The organism is Metabacillus sp. RB-C-LZQ-3-1 (assembly GCF_058315175.1).
Genome location: NZ_JBZFLI010000003.1, coordinates 123,291 through 146,931 on the forward strand (window position 1 = coordinate 123,291; position 23,641 = coordinate 146,931).

The 23,641-nt window shown below is 36.5% G+C and carries 16 protein-coding genes; 15 read left to right on the forward strand and 1 reads right to left on the reverse strand.

All coding sequences use genetic code 11. From position 1 onward, the window contains the following. The first annotated feature begins 12 nt into the window (after positions 1–12). From AC4GZ8_RS06100 to AC4GZ8_RS06130, 7 genes are all read left to right on the forward strand, one after another. Positions 13–1,806, forward strand: coding sequence for an NAD(P)/FAD-dependent oxidoreductase (locus AC4GZ8_RS06100; RefSeq protein ID WP_491080931.1), 1,794 nt, complete (start codon positions 13–15; stop codon positions 1,804–1,806). A gap of 45 nt (positions 1,807–1,851) precedes the next feature. Beyond that, positions 1,852–2,553, forward strand: coding sequence for a fluoroquinolone export ABC transporter permease subunit (locus tag AC4GZ8_RS06105; RefSeq protein ID WP_491080932.1), 702 nt, complete (start codon positions 1,852–1,854; stop codon positions 2,551–2,553). After that, positions 2,554–3,279, forward strand: coding sequence for an Rv2686c family ABC transporter permease subunit (locus AC4GZ8_RS06110; protein WP_491080933.1), 726 nt, complete (start codon positions 2,554–2,556; stop codon positions 3,277–3,279). A gap of 102 nt (positions 3,280–3,381) precedes the next feature. Beyond that, positions 3,382–4,080 carry an ABC transporter ATP-binding protein gene (locus AC4GZ8_RS06115; RefSeq protein ID WP_491080934.1) on the forward strand — a complete coding sequence of 233 codons (699 nt, stop codon included), beginning with the start codon at positions 3,382–3,384 and terminating at the stop codon, positions 4,078–4,080. Continuing rightward, positions 4,080–6,314: an ABC transporter permease gene (locus AC4GZ8_RS06120; protein WP_491080935.1), complete on the forward strand. Its 2,235-nt coding sequence runs from the start codon at positions 4,080–4,082 to the stop codon at positions 6,312–6,314. The genes AC4GZ8_RS06115 and AC4GZ8_RS06120 overlap by 1 nt, the downstream gene beginning before the upstream one ends. A 138-nt stretch (positions 6,315–6,452) precedes the next feature. Beyond that, entirely contained in the window at positions 6,453–7,163 is a 711-nt protein-coding gene (locus tag AC4GZ8_RS06125; protein WP_491081195.1) for a 4'-phosphopantetheinyl transferase family protein, read from the forward strand. A 775-nt stretch (positions 7,164–7,938) separates the two neighbouring features. Next, on the forward strand, positions 7,939–9,267 hold the full coding sequence (locus tag AC4GZ8_RS06130) for an ABC transporter substrate-binding protein (protein ID WP_491080937.1): 1,329 nt from the start codon (positions 7,939–7,941) through the stop codon (positions 9,265–9,267). Between the two features lie 53 nt (positions 9,268–9,320). On the opposite strand, the gene AC4GZ8_RS06135 is transcribed toward AC4GZ8_RS06130, so the two are convergent. Beyond that, the gene (locus tag AC4GZ8_RS06135; protein ID WP_491080938.1) at positions 9,321–10,472 is read right to left on the reverse strand and encodes a type I phosphomannose isomerase catalytic subunit; all 1,152 of its coding nucleotides are present in this window, start codon (positions 10,470–10,472) and stop codon (positions 9,321–9,323) included. A gap of 244 nt (positions 10,473–10,716) precedes the next feature. Between AC4GZ8_RS06135 and AC4GZ8_RS06140 the strand changes: the two genes are divergently transcribed. The 8 genes from AC4GZ8_RS06140 to AC4GZ8_RS06175 all read left to right on the forward strand — a co-directional run bounded on the left by AC4GZ8_RS06140 (position 10,717) and on the right by AC4GZ8_RS06175 (position 23,354). Beyond that, the gene (locus AC4GZ8_RS06140) at positions 10,717–12,024 is read left to right on the forward strand and encodes a Gfo/Idh/MocA family protein (protein ID WP_491080939.1); all 1,308 of its coding nucleotides are present in this window, start codon (positions 10,717–10,719) and stop codon (positions 12,022–12,024) included. Positions 12,025–12,231: 207 nt separating this feature from the next. Continuing rightward, on the forward strand, positions 12,232–13,173 hold the full coding sequence (locus tag AC4GZ8_RS06145; RefSeq protein ID WP_491080940.1) for a carbohydrate ABC transporter permease: 942 nt from the start codon (positions 12,232–12,234) through the stop codon (positions 13,171–13,173). Positions 13,174–13,181: 8 nt separating this feature from the next. Further along, positions 13,182–14,018, forward strand: a complete 837-nt coding sequence (locus AC4GZ8_RS06150) for a carbohydrate ABC transporter permease (protein ID WP_491080941.1) — start codon at positions 13,182–13,184, stop codon at positions 14,016–14,018. 45 nt (positions 14,019–14,063) lie between these two features. Further along, positions 14,064–15,410, forward strand: a complete 1,347-nt coding sequence (locus tag AC4GZ8_RS06155) for an ABC transporter substrate-binding protein (protein WP_491080942.1) — start codon at positions 14,064–14,066, stop codon at positions 15,408–15,410. A gap of 203 nt (positions 15,411–15,613) precedes the next feature. Then, the gene (locus tag AC4GZ8_RS06160) at positions 15,614–16,723 is read left to right on the forward strand and encodes a glycoside hydrolase family 88/105 protein (protein WP_491080943.1); all 1,110 of its coding nucleotides are present in this window, start codon (positions 15,614–15,616) and stop codon (positions 16,721–16,723) included. A gap of 158 nt (positions 16,724–16,881) precedes the next feature. Next, entirely contained in the window at positions 16,882–19,803 is a 2,922-nt protein-coding gene (locus AC4GZ8_RS06165; RefSeq protein ID WP_491080944.1) for a fibronectin type III domain-containing protein, read from the forward strand. A 214-nt stretch (positions 19,804–20,017) separates the two neighbouring features. Continuing rightward, on the forward strand, positions 20,018–21,814 hold the full coding sequence (locus AC4GZ8_RS06170; protein ID WP_491080945.1) for a sensor histidine kinase: 1,797 nt from the start codon (positions 20,018–20,020) through the stop codon (positions 21,812–21,814). Continuing rightward, positions 21,807–23,354 (forward strand): response regulator, encoded by a 1,548-nt coding sequence (locus AC4GZ8_RS06175; protein WP_491080946.1) that lies wholly within the window; start codon positions 21,807–21,809, stop codon positions 23,352–23,354. Before AC4GZ8_RS06170 ends, AC4GZ8_RS06175 begins: the two co-directional genes overlap by 8 nt. Positions 23,355–23,641: the final 287 nt, after the last annotated feature.

Consider the following 23,641-nt stretch of genomic DNA (forward strand, 5'->3'; position numbering starts at 1 on the left):
GGAGGAATTGAAATGAACATAGAAGTCAAAAGAGCTGCTGAAACTGCTGATGTTGTCGTAATGGGTGCAGGGATTATCGGTCTTTGTAACGCCCTAATGTATGCTAAACAAGGTCTTAAGGTAGTTGTGATTGATAATTTAGTACACAACAAGAAGAAGAGTTTTAAAGTTGGTGAGTCGTTATTAAGCCATAGTAACGTATTCTTAAGGACAATGGGCGAGTTGGACGAGTATGCACGTAAGTCACACCCTAAGTTAGGAATTTGGTTTACATATGGAATGGAAGGCGAAGAAACCTTTGATGATAAAACGGAATGGGCGCTTTCCTATCAACAAGATTGGTTCAACCATATGCCTGATACCTTGCAATATCGTGCAACATTCCATGAGAAGCAATTAGTACGGCCAGAGGCAGAGGCATTCCAGCTTGAGAGACTTCGTACATACACCAATGTCACGATCCTTGATACAGCGTTAGTAAAAGATGTTACGATCTACGATGATGATCGGCTTCATGAAATAGAGTGGGTTTGCAGAGAGACGAAAGAGACTGGTCTTACGAGAAGCAAGTGGGTTATTGACAGTGCAGGTAGAAGGCGTATGCTTGCAAAAAAATTTAATCACGCAACAGGATTTGGAGATGACTTCCAGACAACTGCGCTTTGGGCTCAATTTGATCAGGTCCCAGATGAGGCCTTTGGTGATACGTGGAAGTATACCTATTTCAGCGGTGCAGAAAGTAGAAGAGAACAGCACACTTGTCATCTATGGGGAGATGGGTATTGGATTTGGGTTATCCGCTTGAAAGATGGACGTATTAGTATTGGCGTAACGTTTGATCAGAAAAAAGCACCCCAGGGAAAAACGCCAAAGGATCAATATTGGGATATTATAAATCGTTACCCTTTATTAACTCGATTCCTCAAAGAAGAGAATATGCTTGAATTTAGTATGTACAAGGATGTGCAATATACAACGGATACCTTTGTGAGTGCAAAGAGGTATGGAATAGTTGGAGATGCGGCAACTAACGTTGATGCATACTATAGCCAAGGTATATCTATGTCACTTATGACATCGTTTCACATAAGTAACATTGTGTATAAAGATGTACGAGAGAATGAACTTGACACGGAGTATATTGATTTGATGAACCGCAACCTTAAAGAAGATTGGCTCATTATTCGAAATATTATTAAAGAGAAATATACATCTGCTATAGCGGACAATCGTTTCTTTATTCTTTCTCATTTATTAGATAATACAATTCTTTCTTCCGGTTTGAATGAAAGATGGTATATTACAAGATTACTAACTGAAACAAAGTGTAACCCGGCCAATGAAACACAGTTACACAAGAAATTACGCAGCAAACTTCGTAGGAATCTTTATCATTCCGCGGCACTTTCTATGAATATAGTGAAGCCTAAGACTGCACGTAAAATTCAAGGCTATTTGCAGCGAAAGATGGGTGAACGAGCACGATGGAGAATTAATAACGGAGTAAAAACACCTAAAATAAAATTATTATGGCCTCCTCTTCCTAAACTGTTTAAGTTGCCTTTTTCCGGGAGAAGAGAGTTGATTGACATTACCGGAAAAGAACTGGAAATAAAACATGCAAAGTTTTTCTTACCAAAGCCGAATGATATCTCACATTTTCCTTTCAGAATTATTGTCCCAATTTTACTTGGGCAGTTTATGTGGGCGTATACGTATGATGCATGGAGTACTAATTATAAAAAATTAATGAAGTTCCTTCGTCTTCAGGGGAATGTACAGCAAAGTAATACATTAAACAAATAAGTGTGGCAAGCTTTATCCGGTTAGGATAAGGGGAGGAGTTGTCTTATGAGACTAATTAACACGATTAAATACGATGTATTATCACAGTTTCGCTATGGATTTTATTATGCCTACATCGCCATTCTCATTCTTTACTATGGATTGTTAACAAATATCCCGACTGAACTGAGAAATGAAATAGAGGTATTAATTATTTTCAGTGACCCATCTGCAGTTGGTTATTTTATTATCGGTGGCATTCTGTTACTTGAGAAGGATCAGAATACAATGGAAAATCTCTTTGTGACGCCGATTAGAATCTATGAATATATCTTTTCCAAGGTTATATCACTGACATTGTTGGCAGTGTTAATAACGATCATCATTTTACTGACAACATGGGATGGACCACTGCATCTATTTACATTATTACTTGGAGTCATTTTGACTTCGATATTCTTCACCTTGCTTGGATTAACAGCAGCAGTTTATTCTAACAGTCTTAATGAATATCTTTTAAAAGCACCTCTAATTGTCTCAGTGTTTTACCTGCCGGTTTTAGAATACTTGAATATTTATCATCATCCGTTGTTTAACATCATCCCTGGTAAGGCGAGTTTAGTTTTACTTGAAGGTGGATTTGAAGAACTTGAACCTCTGTCACTGGTTTATGCCGTAGCTACATTGTCAGCCTGGATTGTTCTTGCATATATGCTAGCGCATCGTTCATTTTATAAACGTATTATTTTAAGAATAGAGGGACGTTAAATGAAGAGAATTTTCGTGCTATCCATGAATGACTTAAAAAATATTCGCCGTGACCCAATGTTATTGGTTATTATTCTCGGTCCCATTTTACTTACATTTTTGTTCCGATTTGGGTTGCCGGTCTTAGATAAACTAATCTATTCTTACTTAAGCTTTAATCTCCTGGGGTATAAAGAACTAATAATGGGATTTATTATGTTGCTCGTCCCATTTCTCGTAGGGATTTTGATAGGTTTACTCATTCTTGATGAAAAAGACGAAAATCTGATTATTTATTATGCTGTGACACCACTCGCAAAACAAGGATACCTTTATTACCGATTAGCAGTACCTGTTGTGCTAAGCTTCGCACTTTCTACTTTTATGTGGACGTTTAGCGGGTTTATAGAGCTTAACGTAATTAAATTGCTACCTTTAGCTTTATTAACTGCTCTTGAAGCCCCGTTAATTTCTTTAGCTATGGCAGTTTCTGCATCTAATAAGGTAGAGGGGCTAGCGATAGCTAAGGGTGGAGGTGTTATCCTAACAGTCCCATTTATTGTTTACTTCGTGTCTTCTAATTGGACTTGGGTTGGATTAGTAGTTCCAACCTTCTGGGTATCGCATGCTTTTTTTTCAAGTTTTAGTTCCATTCTACTGTATAGCCTGTTTGTAATTGGTGGTATTACAATCCATTTATTATTTATCCAATGGTTATTGGTAAGATTTAGGCGAAGAGTTTTTTAAAAACCATTGCTGAATGGAGAGAAACCATTTATACTATGTATGACTCAAAAAATATTTGAGTCATATGTTTTTAATGAGGATTATTAGGAGGTCAAGTTTAAGATGTTCTTGCAGATGGAGGATATTAATAAAACATACCAATCGGGTGACACAACTTTTCAAGCTTTAAAAAATGTAGGATTTGCTTTGGAACAAGGTCAAATTTGCGTCATTTTAGGTCCATCAGGATCAGGAAAATCTACTTTGCTTAACATTATTGGCGGTATTGATAATGCTGATAGCGGGACGATTCACGTGGCAGATTGGAAGTTAAATAACCTCAAAGAAAAGCAACTTACACAATATCGTCGGGACGCGGTAGGGTTTATTTTTCAGTTTTATAATTTGGTTCCCAACCTGACTGCACGTGAAAATATAGAATTAACGACAAATATAAGCAAGGACCCACTTGATATTGATGAGATTTTGGAAGCGGTAGGAATGAAGGAATTTCAACATCATTTTCCAAAAGAATTAAGTGGAGGACAACAGCAGCGAATATCGATTGCCAGAGCATTGGTGAAAAATCCAAAACTATTACTCTGTGATGAACCTACTGGAGCATTGGATTACGCGACTTCTAAGGAAATCTTAAAATTACTAGTTAATGTGAATAAAAGGTTCAATACAACCATCTTAATTATCACTCACAACAATGCCATTGCTGAGATGGCACATCGTGTACTAAAGATGCGAAGTGGGAAAATAATAGAGGACATGGTGAATGACACCTTGATACCACCTGAAAGGATTGAATGGTGATGAAATTAAACCGTAAAATCCTGCGGACAATGATGGAAAATAAGTCGAGGTATTTAGGATCAGTTGTTTTAATCATTATTAGTTGTGCATTGTATACTGCCTTCAATATGACCGTTCCAAATCTTCAAACCGGACTCGATGAATATAAACGTGATAGTGCTCTAGAGGATGCAAACTTCATAACACAAGAGCCAATAGCAGATGTAGAGTCGTTGGAGAAGGAATACGATTTGATTCTGGAGGAGCGATATAGTTGGGATTATGAGTACAGTGATGGTGTGACATTACGTATTCTTAGTGAGACGGAGAAACTAAATCGATATTCGGTTATAGAGGGAGAACCTTTAAACGGGGATCACGAGCTAGTCTTAGATCCACACTTTGCAGAAAGCCATAACTTAAGCGTTGGAGATAAAGTAACGATTTCAGAAGAAACTTTCACCATAAGTGGATTAGTTGCAATGCCTGATTATATTTACCCTCTAAAAACGGAAGAGGATATGGCACCAAATTCAAATAGTTTTGGAGTCGCAATTATTAGTAAAAAAGAGTTACAGGAAATGGAGCAAGGTTTTCCTTATTACAGTGTAAAATTTAATCAAGATAACATAGATGCATTTAAGGAGAAATTGTCAGAAACCAATTTTGTGGGTCAATGGATCAGTCAGAGTGATAACCCGCGTATCACCTTTATTAATGGTGATATTAATGCATTCTCTGAAATTGGTAAAGTTGTGCCTATTATCATTTTAGTCCTAACTTGTATGTTAATTGCAGCGGTTTTGTCTCGACTGTTAAAAGGGGAATATGTACAAATCGGGACGTTATTTGGACTTGGCTATACTAAAAGGGAAATTTTAAAGCATTACCTCATGTATTCGATTATTGTATCGCTCGTAGGAAGTATCATCGGTACATTTGTCGGTCAGTACCTTGCAGAGCCTTTGATGATGTCCTTTACGTTTCAGTATAATCTTCCTATCTTAGACATCGATTCATTTATTTTGAAACATGTGATTATCAGTTTGTTGCTGCCACTGTTCTTTTTAGTGACTGTTACTTTTTTTGTTGTTAGAAAAGCACTGTGGTTAACACCGCAAGAATTAATGCGTGGCAAACAGGTGAAAACAAAGATTAGTTGGTTTGAGCGTAGCTTGAAATTAAACCGATTCTCATTTGAAGCTAAGTTCCGTATCAGAGATATGGTTCGCAGTGTTCCGCGTGTGATTATGATGATACTTGGGATAACCTTTGCATCCATGTTGTTATTGATGGGCTTTACGACAAAGGATTCTATTGACCATCTTTTTAATCACTCACTCAAAGAAACCTTCAACTACGAGCATTATTATATTTTTAAAGACATGCAATTTAGTGAGCCAGTCCAGGGAGAGAAGCTATCAATTTCGTCTTTTGAAGTCGCTGAAGAGAATGCTGATCCTTATTCATTCAGCATTTATGGGATTGAGGAAGATGCTAAACTAATTAATCTAACGGATGACTCCAACAATCCTTTAGATAAAGACCAAGTAATCGTTACGAAATCTTTAGCAAATAATTTAGAATTAGCTGTTGGAGACACCATTGAGGTTGAGAATAAACTAAATGCTAAGGAAATCACCCTTAAAATTGATGCAATTGCTGATACTTACGCAGGTGAATATATATTTTTACCACTTGATGAGTTTAATCAGATGAATGATTATCCAGATGGGAGCTACATTGGTATCATGTCCGAACGGAAGCTGCAACTTGAAAAAGACAGCTTGCTAATGTCGCAAACAAATGATGAGGTAATGGCTGCTTTTGAGGAAGCGACAAAGCCTGTCAAATATATGGTAGGTGGAGTGTCTGTTGTCGCATTCATCCTTGGATTGATCATTATTTTCATGATTACCTCAATGATGATTGAGGAGAACAAAACAAATATCTCCTTATTAAAGGTGCTTGGTTATCCTAAACGGAAGATTTATTCACTAGTTTTAAGTAGTAATGCTATCCTTGTGGTTATCGGATTCATCATAGCTGTACCGCTTATTTTACTGTCGGTAGATGTGATGTTCCAAAGCATAGCAAAGGATCTCAAAATGACCTTACCGGCACACCTCAATAAAATGAATATCCTTATTGGCTTTGTTATTATTTATATGACTTACACAATATCAAACCTGCTTGCTAGAAAAAGAATAATGAGTATTTCAATGGCAGAGGTTTTAAAGAACCGTGTGGAGTAAGAAAAACTATTGTCTAAAGATCGCTGCTTTAATTTAAATAAAGTGGCGATTCTTTGTTTTAAGAGAACTATATAAGATAAAAATAGAAGTCTATGATTTTTGACAATTGTATAGAAAGGTTGGTATAAATTGCCTAACATGTTAATTGTTGCTGTTCGAATCCATTCAAGTATGAAGTGGGACAATTATAAGAAATGGATTTCAGGAGTATCAGAGGAAAGGCAGGAAAAGATAAGTCATCTGAAATTTGATTTGGATCGTATTCGAGCTATGATAAGTGAACTAATTGCGAGAAAATATATTTCTGAAGCAACAGGGTGCCAGTTTGATTCAATTGAATTTCAAAAGAATTCCTATGGTAAACCTTACGTGGATTTAGATAAATCAATATCGTTTAATTGGTCGCATTCTGGTGATTGGATCTTTTTTGCTATGGACGAAGAGCCAGTTGGTGTAGATGTGGAGGTCATTCATCAACTAAATGAGCTTGCTCTTGCAAAAAGTTTTTTTGATCCACTAGAAGTTGAACAACTTGAAACAATGAATTCTAAAGATAGAACGAAGCACTTTTTTACATTATGGTCATTAAAGGAAAGCTATATAAAATGGAAAGGGACCGGTCTTAGTACATTGTTAGACTCTTTTCGTTTTATCTATAATCAGGAGCAGCAACTTATATTCAGTAGTAATTATAAGGATTATTGTTTCTTCCAAACATTACAACTAGACCCACAGCACTATGCAGCAGTTTGCACATCAAGAGAAGTTAGTGAAAAACCACTTATCAAAATCTTTGACGCCGATTCTTTTCTAGAAGCGATCCATAATGAAATCCAACTTAAAAATTAGTTGTGAAAATTCGTCAGTGATGACAATAAATCTATCCTTTAGTAATGATGACTGTTTGTTCAATTTACACAACATAGCTGTTTTTTGTCACATACGTCTCCGACTTTGTATGAAAACGTTCCCTTCACGAGTCAAGATCATCGGCTCAATAGCAATAACATCCCTTCCTTATAAGCCCGTCATCCGAAGACTCATGACAATTGTAAATATGATAAGAGCCTCATGGATGGTCGACCATTTCCATCCATTATCCTCAATTTTTATTTATATTAGATTGTATAAGATTCTCCTATTTTAGGGCGAAAATCCAATCATTACCATATTGAAATATCAGTAGATTTCTAAGTATTTTTTAACCTTGTAATAGTATGCCAAATTTCTGAGAGGCTTGTCTTTTTTGTAAGGTTTTTAAGGAGTTATTATTTTTAATCTTGTTTCCTTATATTTATAGGGCTATGCTATTCAGAGAATAGTTCATGTATGAGAAAATTCGTGCTGAAACTATAGAAAGACATTTGATATGAAAATCATCTTTTAAAGTGAGGCTATTTTCAAAAGGATTGTTGTTTTTTAATAAGTTCTTTGAACAAAAATTGAATAGGTTGATTAAAACGGAAGGTGCGAGACTTCTGTAGAAGCAGCGTACGCCCCACGGAAAGCGAGCATCCTGAAGCTGCAATCAACAAGCAAAATACTTATTACATTTAAAAACAAGGTTTGCGAAAACAGTCTCAAGTAAAGATATATAATACAAAAATAAGAAGGAGATAATGGTATGCTAACGCGCCAGATATTAATCCCTCCTCTACTAGTATTTATCATTGGTTTGCTATTAACTGGCTGTAAAGGAGCGGACTCTCAATCCAATGAAATCGCTGAAAATCAAGAAAAGAAAGTAAAGATTACCTTTTGGGATGATAATGCAGGGCCACAGCGTACACCCATTTGGAACGAGTTAATTAAAAGGTTTGAACTCGAAAACCCGACCATTGATGTGGAGTATGTTGGTCTACCTAAAGACTATGCAAAGTCAAAGTTTGATGCAGCAATTGCCGCAGAAGATATGCCTGATGTCGCAAGTGTTTATACAAGTTGGCTGCCTGAATTTTCACATCGAGATGCATTGCTGCCTCTAAATTCTTACTTTGAGAATTGGCGTGAGAAGGACAAAATAAATAAGGAAGCAATTGAGTTTAATAAACAAATTGTAAATGACCATAAGTTATATGGAATTCCTTACACACAAAACCTGGATATACTTTGGATTCGTTCAGATTGGTTTAAAGCGGCAAATGTAAAGTCTCCAGCAACATGGGATGAATTTTTCAATGCTGTTGAAACACTAACCGATAAATCAAATGGACGTTATGGATACACCATTCGAGGAGGAGCAGGTGGATCGTTCCAATTACAAAGAATGATGTATGCCTATTCAGGAATTGAGGATTATTTTATAGATGGGAAAAGTACTATTAATGACCCAAAACACGTTGAATTCCTAAAAAGATATATTGGGTTGTATCAAAATCATACTCCTAAAAGTGATATTACAAATGATTATAAAGCAATGGTAGCTAATTTCGATTCAGGAGTTGCTGCGATGATTCAGCATAATATTGGTTCCTATGCTGAGCATAGTGAAGTATTAGATCGCGATCAATTTCAGGCTATTCCTCTGCCTAAGTCAATCAATGGTCAATACGTTACGGAAGCTGGAAACACAATTGGAATTAGTATTTTTAAAGGAACTCAATACCCGGATGAGGCCTGGGAGTTTGTTCGATTCATAAATTCAAAAGAAGCACAACAGTTATGGAATCAATCTGTCGGTCAAATCCCGACTCATATAGATGTACTCAATGAAGATTGGATAAAAGAGTTACGACATATTCAAGTATCTACACAAGTCTATGGTGACAAAGAGACTATTCAGTATGAACCGCCATTTTACCTGCCGGAATACCGAACAATCCTCAATACAATTGTGGATCCAGGTATCCAAGAGGTTTTAAGCGGGAAAATGACCGTAGAGAATTTTCTTAATAAGTGGTCAAGTGCAATGGAAACAGCTCAAAAGCAATACATAGATCAACTTGAAAATTAGTTGTGTTATCAATTCTTAACATAAAAGAGGCATACAAAGGTATGCCTTGTTTTTCATTTTGTTAAGGCTTGGGTATCCTCATCAGGATGGACCTTTTCATTTAAGGAAGGTCCAAATAACCGCAAAGCTTTTACCGCTTGCTCTCCATTATTTTTAATTGTAAAGCTAGAAATTTGTGCAGGAATAAATAGTTGATCACCTTTTTTTACTTTCTGATGATCCTCCCCTGTTATAACAGTTGCGTTTCCAGAAAGGATGTATAATCCTGAAAACACTCCATTACCCTGGATTTCAACTTCATTGTTTACTTCTACGAGTGTCATCCTAAAGCAAGGTGTTTGTTTATATCCAACGAGTTCGAGTTCTTTATTGTTTGCAGATGCTGTTAAGGTAGAAGGGGCTACTTTCCATTTTTTTAAGGTTTCTTCTCTTGTGAACGTATCGTACTTGAAAACATCAAACATTTTTTCAAAGCCCAATCCTTGATGAATTAAGTAATCTTCAAGCTTTAATCCTGAAGGGGATGTTTTTTCTAAACGGATTGTATAGTCAGTAGGTTCCTGAATCTCAACTAACAAGCAACCAGCTCCAATCGCATGGGGAGTGCCTGCTTCAATTAGAAAAGTATCTCCTGGGTGAACATAGTATTTGTGCATACAATCCAGCATTCCTTGTATATTTTGTTCTTTAAACAAAGTTTTAAAATGTTCTTTTGTTACACCAGGTTTAAAGCCAAGGTACACATATGGAGATTCGCCATTGATTTCCCTTCCGCCAACGAAATGCCAGCATTCGGTTTTCCCATAAGCAGAATGAAATAATTCTTTCGCCTTCTCCTTGTCAGGGTGGGTCTGAATAATCAAGCGCTCCGCCGAGTCAATTAACTTTACAAGAACTCCTGTCTGTTTCCCAAACTTTTCTACATGATTTTCACCTAAAAATTCGATAGGATTTTCATCAACAATTTCTTTTAAGGTAATGTCCATATCAGGAAGGTCAAGTTTATTTAATCCATCCTCTTCACGGCCTAAAGTTCGGCTAGAAACAATCGATATTATCCATTCCTCTGGAAAATGACTATCCTTTGGAGCTTCGCTTCCATGAATTTCATCGATCAATTTTCCTCCTAAGTAGGTCCGCCATGATCGTGCAGGAGATAGTTTAATAGGTTTTGAACAATCGATATGTATTTTCCTGCTATTCAAAATAATGCTCTCCTTCATCATTATTTTTCTTTATTTGTCTCTACATCTATTTTAAATGAATACGCTTTCTGAAATAATGAAAGATTTTAAGATGAATGAGTAAAATTTTAAGATATGTACTTGGTTTGTTAATTATTCGTTGAGCGTGAGGAAAGATTGATTTAAACTACTATCGTTACTGTTGAAAGATTTTGGGTTCCTTAGAATGATAACGTTAACATGAAGGAAAAGGGAGGATATTGGTATGAAAAAGTATGTCATTTGCGGTGTTAGTAACAGGGCATTACAAATGTTTATCGGTCCAATCATAAACGAGTTTTCAAGAGAAAACGAGATTGTAGGGATATTAGATTCAGACCCTCATCGCTTTACTGTATGTGTAGAAAAATATCCAGTCCTAGAACAAATTCCAACGTTTTCTCCTGATCAATTTGAAACAATGATCGACCAAACTGAACCGGATTATGTCATTGTTACGGGGAGGGATGATACCCATATTGATTACATTTTAAGAGCGTTACAAAAACAGATTGATGTGATAACGGAAAAACCAATGGTAACCAATGCTCGAGATGCATATAAAGTCATGCAGGCTGAAGCAGAAAGCAATGCAAATGTTATTGTCACATTTAATTATCGATATAGTCCATTCCATCGAAAAATTAAAGAAATGATCCTTGAAGACAAAGTTGGCAGAATCACATCCGTTGATTTAAATTGGTATATTGATACATTCCATGGTTCTAGTTATTTTAGAAGATGGAATCGTGATAGGGAAATTTCAGGAGGATTGTCTATTCATAAATCAACTCATCACTTTGATCTTGTGAATTGGTGGCTGGATCAAAAACCTGAAGAAGTGTTTGCATATGGAAGCTTACATTATTTTGGTCCAGACGGGGAATTAAATCCTAGAAAGGTAACGAGTCGCTTTTGTGGAACATGTGATGATCAAAATAGCTGTGCCTATTTTAGACGATGGAATCCACGTAGTGGTTCCAATAATGTCAGAGATGATCATCTGTTGGCAGGAGTTTATGAGGAAATTCCTTATACGAATTACAGACCTGATGCTTGTATTTACGATGAAGAGATTAGTATTGAGGATACATATGTGGCCACGGTTAAATATGATGGAGGAAGCTTATTAAGCTATTCGATTAATTTCTCAGCTCCATACGAGGGATACCGACTAGCCATTAATGGAACGAAAGGAAGGATTGAGACAACCGAATTCCATGAGCCATCTCGAATCCACTTTGATTATCCAGAGCAAACAATCGATTATTTTCCGCTTTTTGGTGCAAAAGAAACAATTGAAGTAGTCAAAAATCCTGGCGGCCACGGTGGCGGAGATCCTATATTACTAGAAGATCTTTTCCTTGGTCCAGACCCAACACGGAAATATCCGATTTTAGCTGGCTCAGAAGCAGGTGCTTATTCCATCGCAGTTGGAGAAGGTGTGTGGAGATCTGTGAAAGAGAGAAAGCCAATGAATATAAAAGAACTTCTATATCAATCAGAGAAAATCATAAACAAATCTAAAAGTTAAAGGTTTTTATCAAACATACGATTCCTTATCTGAGGACTTAATCGTATGTTTTTTTCTGTGAAAAAGTGTAGGGGTCTACAGAAAGAAATTTACAATAAAAAGTAAATTATCTAAAATATCTTAAAATTTTAATCAAACATCTTAAAATCTTTAATTACGTGAGAAACCGTTTACATTTACAATTAACACCAGAAAGGAGGAAACTAAATGAGTTATTCACAAGGATTTCCCGAAACGACGGTAAACAGCAAAAAGGTGGTTCATAAAAAGAAAATAAAAAAAGAAAAATGGGTGCCATATCTTTTTATTTTGCCATCATTCCTCATAATTGTAGGGTTTTTGTTTTACCCGATTGCGACTGTATTCTATTATAGTCTTCAAAACTATGATGTATCTGCACCTTACTATAATGGTTTTGCAGGTCTTGATAACTTTGTCAAGATCTTTACACAGGATGCAATGTTTGTCCCAAGTTTATTGAATAGTTTGAAATGGGTTGTTTCAGAAGTAGGTCTTCAATTAACTTTTGGTATGATTTTGGCATTATTATTAAATCAAACCTTTAAGTTTAGGGGGCTAGCACGAGCAGTTGCCTTTATTCCATGGGCGATCTCAGGGGTGCTTGCTTCAGTCATGTGGTCAATGATGCTAAATGAACATATGGGTGTCATCAATGACATGCTTATGAAAGTTGGTTTAATTAATGAACCAATGGCATTTCTAGCAAGTACATCAACCGCATTTTGGGCAGTGGTGATTGCTGAACTATGGAGGGGGATTCCTTTCTTTGCGATTACTCTATTAGCTTCCTTGCAAAGTATTCCGAACGAATTATATGAAGCAGCCCGAGTGGATGGTGCCAGTAGATGGAAAACATTTATTTATGTCACTCTGCCGCAACTGAAAAATACGATTGTCTTAACAACATTATTAAGGGTCGTTTGGGAGTTTAATAATGTCGACCTCATATTCAACTTAACGGGCGGTGGTCCTGCACATTCTACTACCACACTTACGATGTATATTGCAGATTTAGCTGTACACGGAAGTAATTTCGGTTATGGTTCAGCATTAACGGTTGTTTCATTTGGCATTCTATTAATCTTTGCCATCCTTTATCTGAAACTATCCCGTTATGAAAAGGAGTGATCTGAAGGATGCTATCAGCAAATAAAAAATTAGACAAACTCTTAACACTTTATTTACCTTTAGCGTTGATGCTAAGTTTTACCATGTTTCCAATCTACTGGACGATCAATACGGCATTGAAACCTGAAGGGGATATTATCAAGCGGCCGTTGCAATATGTGCCAGCCAATCCTACAGTTGAAAATTTTGTATATGCTTGGACCAATATTGGATTTGCAACATTCTTTAAAAATAGTTTAATCGTTGGGTTTTTTACGGTTATCATTGTTCTTATTTGCTCAACTTTATCTGGATATGCACTTTCCAGATACCAATTCAAAGGGAAAAGAAGTTTCATGCTGATGCTATTGTGCACTCAGTTCATCCCGCGGGCAATGATGATTATTCCATTATTTATCATCTTTAAGAATTTAGGATTAATTAGTCATCCTCTTTCACTGATCATTACGTATACAGCAGTTGAAATTCCGTTTACGACAATTTTAATGGCGGGATTTATCTCTAATGTACCAAAGGAATTGGAAGAAGCGGCTATGATTGATGGCTGTTCAAAAATGCAATCCTTGCGCCACGTCGTTTTCCCGCTGCTGCTTCCAGGGATCGTAGCAACTGGAGTATTTACTTTCATTTATACATGGAACGAATTTTTATTAGCCTTAATGCTGACAAATCAGCAATCCAAGTTCACACTTCCTGTTGGATTAAGTTCAATGATGGGAGAATTTAATGTCAACTATGGCGCATTAGCAGCTGGAAGTGTCATTGCTTTAATTCCCGCAGTTATATTATTTGCCTACGCACAGAAGCACCTGGTTAATGGTATGGGTGGGGCTGTCAAAGGGTAATTTTATAAAAATCATTATCAGTAAAATTTTAAGGGGGGCAACACCATGTTTATGAATAAGAGAAAATGGTCAAATTCTATTTTAGCACTTTCGATGGCTTCAGGATTGCTGCTAGCTGGTTGCAGCGGCGGTGATGAAACATCTTCAACACCAAAAGAGTCGGGCGGCAATTCAGATGAACCAGTAAAGATTACTTTCTGGGATGAGAATGCAAGTCCAGAGCGTACGCCGCTATGGGAAGAAGTTATTAAACAGTTTGAAGAAGCAAATCCAAGTATTGATGTTGAATATGTTGGAATTCCAAATAAATCAGCAAAATCAAAATACGATGCAGCCATTGCCGCAAATGATACTCCAGATGTTGGGTCAGTTCAAACAACATGGCTGCCGGAATTTGCAATACGTGACGCATTACTTCCACTAGATGATTATTTTGAGGGTTCTGAATTGAAGGATAAAATTAACTCGAGTGCTATCGATTTTAATAAGAAAATCGCACAAGATAGCAAACTTTATGGTATTCCATATGCTCAAAACTTAGATACAATCTGGATCCGAACTGATTGGTTTGAGGAAGCAGGAGTAAAAGAACCGGAAACATTTGATGAGTTTTTTACTGCTATTGAGAAAATGACCGACAAGGAAAACGGACGCTACGGATATACAATTCGCGGGGGTGCAGGCGGATCTTTCCAGCTTCAGCGTTTAATGTTTGCTTATAGCGGCTTAGATTACTTTGACGAAGATGGCAAAGTAAATATCAATGACCCTAAACATGTGGAATTCGTTGAAAAATATCTATCATACTATGAAAAATTCACTCCAAAGAGTGATATCACAAATGGTTATAAGGAAATGATCGCAGGATTTGATACGGGTGTCGTAGCAATGGTTCACCACAATGTTGGATCTTACGGTGAACATAAAAAGTCATTAGAAGAAGGTACATTTAAGACCATACCACTTCCTAAAACAGAGGATGGAAAATTTGTTGCTGAAGGTGGAAACGCTGTCAATGTAGCGGTCTTTAAGAATACTGAAAATCCTGATGCTGCTTGGAAATTTGTCGAGTTCGTTAACTCTGTAGAATCACAAAGCTTATGGAATGAGTCAACAGGTCAAATTCCAACAAACGCCGATGTATTAGATGACGAGTGGGTACAAAATGCACAGCATATCAAGGTAGCATTTGAAGTTTATGAAAACCCTGATACAAAACTTTACGAACCGCCATTCTATTTACCAGATTATCGTTCAATTCTTGATAATATAGTTGACCCAGGAATTCAACAAGTAATGAGCGGCGAAAAGACAGCCAAAGAATTTCTCGACGAATGGGCAAAAGCAATCGAAGATTCAAAAACAAAATATGATGAGACCTTCAATAAATAAACTTAAGGTAAGCCTTTATTCAGTGGGGCGCTGTCTCCTCTAAAAAGGCTAAGAATCTCGGTGTAATCTGGCAGTTAAATCTACCAATTTGGAGGTTTTACTGCCAGTTCATATGGAAGAAAACAAACTTGGTATTGGTTTAATTACCAAGTCGAGATACGTAATATGAAAATCCTAAACTTTCAGGAAAAGGGGAATGAACAATGGGAAATACAACAGAAAAAATTGCAATTGAAACTCCATTGGTGATGGCGGAAAAGGCATGTCAGGCATTAATGCAAACATTTCGTGCAGAGGAACTGCCGCCAGTGAATCATTTCCATTACCACCAAGGAGTATTTCTGTATGGAATGTATAGAGTCTATCAAGCAACAGGTAAACAAGAATATTTTGAATACATTAAAGCCTATTTTGATCATTTAATTGATGAGCATGGAAATGTGTGTTTTGCCAGGGATGAGCTTGACTCAACAATGGCAGGAATTCTGTTATTCCCATTATACGAAGAGACAAAAGATCCAAGATATATGATTGCGGCTAAGCGATTAAGAAGTGCTTTAGATACTCTTAATAGAACCTCAGAAAATGGTTTCTGGCATAAAGAAAAATACCCTTATCAAATGTGGTTAGATGGACTCTTTATGGGCGGACCGTTCATGTTACTTTATAGCCAGCATTTCCATGAGGAAGAATTAATTCAAACTGTTCTTTTGCAAGAAAAGTTGATGAGAAAACATATGACGGACGAGAAAACAGGTCTGCTTTATCATGCGTGGGATGAGAAGAAGGTTCAACCATGGGCTAATCCTAAAACAGGCTGTTCACCAGAATTTTGGGGACGTTCTGTCGGCTGGTACGGCACAGCATTGATTGACTTATTAGAGATTTTAGGAGATAGAAAGCGAGGACAAGAGCAGTTAATTAAATCGCTTCAAAGCTTCATTCCGGCAATTGTTAACTTCCAAGAGGAGAAATCGGGCTTATGGTATCAAATTGTGGATAAAGGCGATCTTGAAGACAACTGGCTAGAGTCCTCTTGCTCTGCATTATTCCTCTATTTTATCGCGAAAGGTATTCAACATGGCTATGTGGATGACTCCTATCGTGCCGTAGTAGATAAGGCATATAAAGGATTGTTAGAGCACATGGTAGAGGAAAAGGGAGCAACAATTACGTTAAGCGGAATTTGTATTGGAACTTCGGCTGGAGTTTATGACTACTATGTGGACCGCCCTACCTCTGAAAATGATTTACATGGAATGGGTGCGTTTATTTTAGGTAGCATGGCGTATTATGACCTTATTAAGGAATAACCATTTAAACTTCAGAGTTTCTTGCACAATATGGGGATATAAACCTTTTCATATGCTGTCTTTTTGGCATAAGAAAAGGTTTCTATATATTTTGAGGGAAAGGAGGATTATGAAAATAAGAAACTTCACAAAAGATAGATGAAAGGTGGGAATAAAAGGTGAGGAAATTTAAAGTTAGTCTCTTGATCTTTTTAACTGTATTACTAGTATTCAGTCATTATGGTATAGAGGCTCTTGCAAAAACAAAAGGGCATGCACCGCAATCACCTGTGAACTTACAGATACCAAACCTAGCTTTTGACGAAGACAGCATTACCTTGGTGTGGGAAAAACCTGAAAACTATAGTGACATCGTAGATTTTAATGTTTATATGAATGGCAAAAAGATTGGCAGCTCCTTTAAGGACAATAGTGGACCAGCCAAAGCATATATTGATAATTTTTATGAAACGATTGATCAAGATGATTTTCACGTAGATATTCTGATTCATAATTTTACTGTTGAAAATTTAAAACCAAACAAATCGTATGAGTTTTATGTAACATCGGTAAATACAGATGGTGTTGAATCAGCTCCATCTAATAAAATTGTCGGGAAAACAACTCCTGTTCCAGATGTTTTCAATATCGTTGATTTCGGTGCGACACCAAATGATGACACAAAAGATACAGAGGCGATTCAAGCAGCAATTGATGCAGCAACACCTGGAGCAAAAGTCTTAATTCCGGAAGGTCAATTTATCTCTGGTGAATTATGGCTTAAATCTGATATGACGTTACAAGTAGATGGATATTTACTCGGTTCTGCGGATCCAGAAGATTATAGCACGGGTTTCTGGTTATACGATTACTCAACGGATGAGCGTTCTTACTCCCTTATCAATGCTCATACATACGATTATGGCAGCCTAAAAAATATTCGTATTGTCGGGAACGGAATTATCGATGGGAATGGCTGGAAGTATGATGAGAATCATCCAACGATTGATGAGATGGGCAATGAACTTCCGCGTTTAGCAGCAGGAAATAACTCAAAAGTCACTGGAAATGTAAAAGTGGAAGATGGAAAGATGAGTCTGTTAGATCTTAAAGCTGAAAGCACCCTAGGGATTTTAGGTGCAACACAATCCTATGCAGCCCAAAAGTTAGGTATGAACGCCAAGTCAGCCTATTCTACGCGTTCAAATTTGATTACTGTTCGTGGTGTTGACGGGATGTATTATGAAGGGATAACTCAATTAAATCCTGCCTTTCACGGTATCGTAAACCTTCATAGTAAAAACATTGTTGTAAATGGGACGATATCGAAAACATACGATGCCAACAATGCTGATGGATATGAGTTTGGGGATTCACAAAATATCATGGTCTTCAATAATTATATTGATACTGGAGACGATGCGATTAACTTTGCTGCAGGTATGGGTCAAGCAGCAGCGGGTAAGGAACCGACTGGAAATGCATGGATCTTCAATAACTACATTCGCGAAGGTCATGGCGGAGTGGTAACAGGCAGTCATACTGGCAGCTGGATTCAAGACTTTTTAGTAGAAGACAACATTATGTATAAAACAGATGTGGGATTACGAAGTAAAACGAATACTCCAATGGGTGGCGGAGCAAGAGATATTCTGTTCCGAGATAATGCTTTAGAAGGCATTGATGGCGACGGTCCGTTCGTCTTTACTTCTGATTACACTGATGCGAATGCAGCTATCCTTTATGAACCAACTCAAGAAATCTCTCAATTTAAAGATATGAAGATTGAAAATACAACAGTTCGTAATCAAGGTGGAAGTAAGAAACAAGCGATACTTGTGAAAGGGAATAGTGATGCAGGAGAAGTTTATCATGAAAATATCATCTTTAAAGATGTGAAATTCGATCATGTTTATTCCGTTAACATGGATTATGCCAAAGACTTTAAATTTATCAATGTATCGTTTACGAATGTCAAAGATAATGACGGAAATCCATGGAGAATTAAACATTCAACTGGTCTAGTATTTGATAATACAACAGCAGCCCCTCTGGATGCGGAAAAGAAACCTGAATGGCCAGAAGCATCTGCACTTCAAGCGACATCTTCCGCCGATGGAAAGAGTGTAACACTAACTTGGGATGCAGCAACTGATAATGTAGGGGTTGCTGGTTACACGGTTTATAAAGACGGAGAGAAAATGGGTCCTAATTATACGACGACAGATAAAAATAGTTATACGGTAACCGGTTTAACTCCAGCAAAGGAATATACGTTCAAAGTTGAGGCTGCTGATGAAACTGGAAATCGTACTTCAGATGGCCCGGAAATCACTATGACAACGGCTGGACTAGCGGATAAAACAGCACCAGTACTTCCTGAGGATCGAACGATTAAAGAGCCAACAACCAAAATACCTGCTACCGATACATTTAGCGGGAAAGATGTAGAAGTGGTGTATCCAGGCTTTACTTGGGCATCAGTTGAATGGGAAGCGGCAAGTGATGATACTGGGATTGCCGGCTATAATGTTTTTGCTAACGGAGAACTCCATGGATTTGCGACTTCAAACAAATATACGATGGGAGACCTTCAACCAGGGAAAAAATACAAAGTGGAAGTCGAGGCAGTTGACCTTGCCGGGAATAAAACTCCATATAACACCTTTATTGAAGTAGAAACAGCCCATCCTTATGCAATTGGTGCTCCATCCTTTGATGGCGGGCTAAATGCAAGAATCGGTCAAGATGGAAAGAGCATCTCTCTTTCTTGGAATGAAGCAAAAGCGACAAACCAAGAGATTATTGGTTACCGAGTCTATGTAAATGGCCAACCGATAAAATCTGAAGATGTTGAATTTACACCAATTAATGGGGAAATAACGACAGCTGAAACAAATTATACTATAACAGATTTGAAACAAGGGAAAAAATACACATTTAAAGTTGAAGCTGTAGGGAAAGGAATTAAGTATTCAAAACGAGAAAGACTTTCCGATGTGTTTCCGAATGGTCTTGTTGAAGTTGCAGGATATAGATGGAGCGGTTTTGGACCAAGTAAAACCGTTCATCTTATTCCTGGTAAAGCAGTGAGTCAATGATCTAAATCTGAAAGTCATTCACAATTTATTAGAAACGTTTTAAGAAGCTTCCGACAATGGAAGCTTCTATTTCAAGTATAGGTATTGCAGAAGGTAGAAAATTCATTATATTAAGAATTAGGGGTGAAATTTTGTTTACCGCTTACATAATATCGGTTATTGTTGAAGTAGGAGAGTCAGGCTTCTATTATGCATCGATAGGAGAACATAAGTGATGGTTATGAAAATAAAGAACATAATTCGAAAATATTTTATGTACTCGATTAAATCAACAATTAACACTCTCTATTTACCTATCATTATTATTTTTATATCCGTTTCAGGATGGGTGTCTTCTATGCTTGCCACCGCACAAATTGAAGAAAATGCATATAAAAATGTAAATGATACGATTTTCCAAACAATAAATTATTTGGATTATATGCTTTCAGATGTTTTCCAGCAACTCGTTTCTGTTTCGAGTGATCCAAGGATAGTAAACTTAATTGGAACTGAAGAATCAGAAATTAAACCAGAGCATTACGTAGAGATTGATAAGAATTTGCAGCTTGTTTATTCTCGGTATAATGTCATACTTGAATCCGTTCTGATTGATCTTAATCAAGGAGAATTTTTGCTTTATCATAGTGATTATGCTTCTAACCCATCAGTGCCATATGAGCATTATTTTAACGAATATAAGGGAAGCAAAGAGGGATTTTATTGGAGAAATATACACGAAGATCAAATTTTTAATACAAATGACGAAGTAATGTCAGTATTGAGATTGATTGAAAAGAGTGATAAAGGGAAAGGCATCGTACTCTTTAACCTTAGGGATAATTTTTTTGAACAAGTATTGAACAAATCGTTAATCGGGAAAAATGGTTATCTGACTCTTATTAGCCCGAATGGAAAATATGAATCCAAAGACGTTAAAAATGAATATAGGCTGGATAATAAAACTCTTTATTCCCTCCAGAATACCAAAAAGGAAAGTGGCCAATTCTCGTATGAAAGTGCTGCTGGTGAAGATATGATTGTGATTTATGATACAATCCAGGCAAATAACTGGAAGCTTGCAGCAGTCGTCCCTGAAAATGAAATTTTAAATAAAGTAGATTATATAAAACATTCCACGGTTTTTTTCATCTTAATGATGGTCGTTAGTGCAATATTTTTAACGAGCTTCGTTGGGAAATATATTTCAAAGCCTTTTGAAAAAATGGCTGAACATATGCGGACAATTAATGAAAAAAGTCCGGATTTTTATGATGAGGCATCCCCGGAAGAAATGAAAATCCTTCAAAATGGCTTTAACGAGCTGTTTTTCCGAATTCAAACTTTGATGGATCAGATCAGGTTAGAACAGGAAGAGAAACGGCAATTAGAATTTGCAGTTATGCATGCACAAATTAATCCTCATTTTCTTTACAATACACTTTATTCGATAAAAGGGTTATGTGATATGGGACTTAATAAGGATGCCAGTCAAATGGTAAGCGCTCTCTCAAGCTTTTTCCGTATCGGAATTAGTAAGGGAAAAGAAATTATTTCAATTAAGGAAGAGGTCGAACATATTGAGCACTATTTATTCATTCAAGAAATGCGTTATGGGGACGACTTCTCTTACGAAGTGAACGTTGATCAAGATATTCTTTCCTATAATATTATTAAACTTTCTTTACAGCCGATTATTGAAAACGCCATTTACCATGGGGTAAAGCAGAAAAGAGGGCAAGGAAAGATTAGCATTAGAGGTTATCAGACGGACGAAACGATTCGCTTAGAGGTTTCTGATAACGGAAATGGAATCGAAAGAGAAAAATTATTAGAAATTTCAAGAGAAATGGAAGCTTCCTTTCAAGAGAAAAAGAGTTTTATTGGAATTGGATTAAAAAGTGTAAATGAGCGAATTAAAATTCATTTTGGAAAAGAGTATGGTTTAACGATATCAAGTGAACCAGGTCATGGCACCGTAGTGGGCATTATTATTCCCAAAACAAAAGGGGAGATCAATGAGAATGTATAAATTGATTGTGGTTGAAGATGATCGTATTATTCGTCGAGGGATTTGTCAGTCAACTCTATGGAAAGAGCATGGCTTTATCGTTGCAGGAGAAGCAGGAGATGGTGAGATTGCACTTGATTTAATCAAAAAGGAACAGCCTCAAGTCGTCATTTCTGATATTAATATGCCATTTATGAATGGTTTAGAAATGGGGAAAAAGATAAGAGAAATAAGTCCAGAAACGAGGATTATTTTTCTTACAGGATATGAAGAATTCAAATATGCTCATGAAGCAGTAAAACTCAAAGCGTTTGATTATTTATTAAAACCAGTAGACTCAGAGCAACTGCTTAACAAAGTTAAAGAAGCAGCTGTAGATTGGGAAAAGGAAACAAAAAAAGAATTGAGAATCAAAGAATCCCTTCCTTACCTTCAGCGAAAATTCTTTCAAAAGTTGATGAAGGAAGGAGTTCAGCGGTTGGATGTAGAGAAGGAATTAGTGGAGCTGGGGGTAGAGTTAGAGGGACCAGACTTTGCAGCTGTACTTGTTCATTCCTCAATCAGTATAAATGATGCATGTAAAAGAAAGATTACAGAGATTAGTTCATCCTTTTTTTCACAGGAAAACTATAGTGTAATAAATATTGATCCTAATGAATACGCAATTCTTTTATCTCTTGAAGATGAGAGTGATATCAGAAAAGGGCAGTTAGCTCAAGAATTAATTGATTCCTTTAAGAAAATGGAACATTCAGTTACGATTACACTCGGCAGAACATATCCAAATTTGTTTGAACTTGGAAAATCATTACTTGAATCCCATTTAGCGATGGAATTGCGGCATATTATGGGAACAGGAAAGGTCTTTTCTTTTGAAGATACTGTATCAAGTAATGAAGAAACAGAAGATCGCATAAAAAAACTAGAGTCAGAATTAGAAAGTCATATTAAGGTAGGAATACCTGAAAAGGTGAGTGAAACTCTTAAACATTTAAATGAAGCGATTGTTGAGAGGAAGTTAGTGCCGTTGAGTGAGTTAAAAATCCTCGCGCTGAAGTTTAGTACAATGCTATTTTTCGAAGTTGAAAAGTGGAAAGAAGAGGAGATAATAAGTTTTAATTCATCGGATGTTTATAAAGATATCATGAAAATGGAAACCCTTTCAGAAATGATGGAGATTTTGAACAAACTCATTCTGCAATGGCGTGATGAAATGTATAAAAAAGAAGATAAGAATCATTTCAGCCATGTTGATCAAGCGATAAAGTATATCAAAGATCATTATCATGATAGCACCTTAACACTCAAAAAAGTTGCTGAGTTTATCCATGTCAGTACTCCATACTTAAGCAATCTATTTAAACTTGAAAAAGGTTTTAATTTTGGGGATTACTTGCTGGAGATAAGGATGAAAAAAGCAATGGAAGAATTGCGTGAAGCTGACATAAAAACATATGAAGTATGTGAAAAAGTAGGCTATAACAATCCTCAATATTTTAGTATCTGTTTTAAAAAATTCACAGGCTATACTCCTGCCGAATATAAAAAGCAGTTTAGATAAAATGAAACTTGAGAATTATTATAAAATGAACATCAGCTAAAGTAGATGAGTTATGGGTCATTGGTGACCGATAATTCAGTTTAGGCTGATGTTTTTTATATATCACCTTAAAAAAAAATTGGTCCTTGACCATAACAGGTTTAATATTTATTTTTGTTTCATAATGTGCAAAATCTCATAAATATGGGTTATTTAAGTAATGTTTGGATAGAAGACCCTTTATTTAATTCATTTCCTAGTATAGCTTATTAGGTAACGCATTTATCGTTTAAGTAATTGTTAAGTTA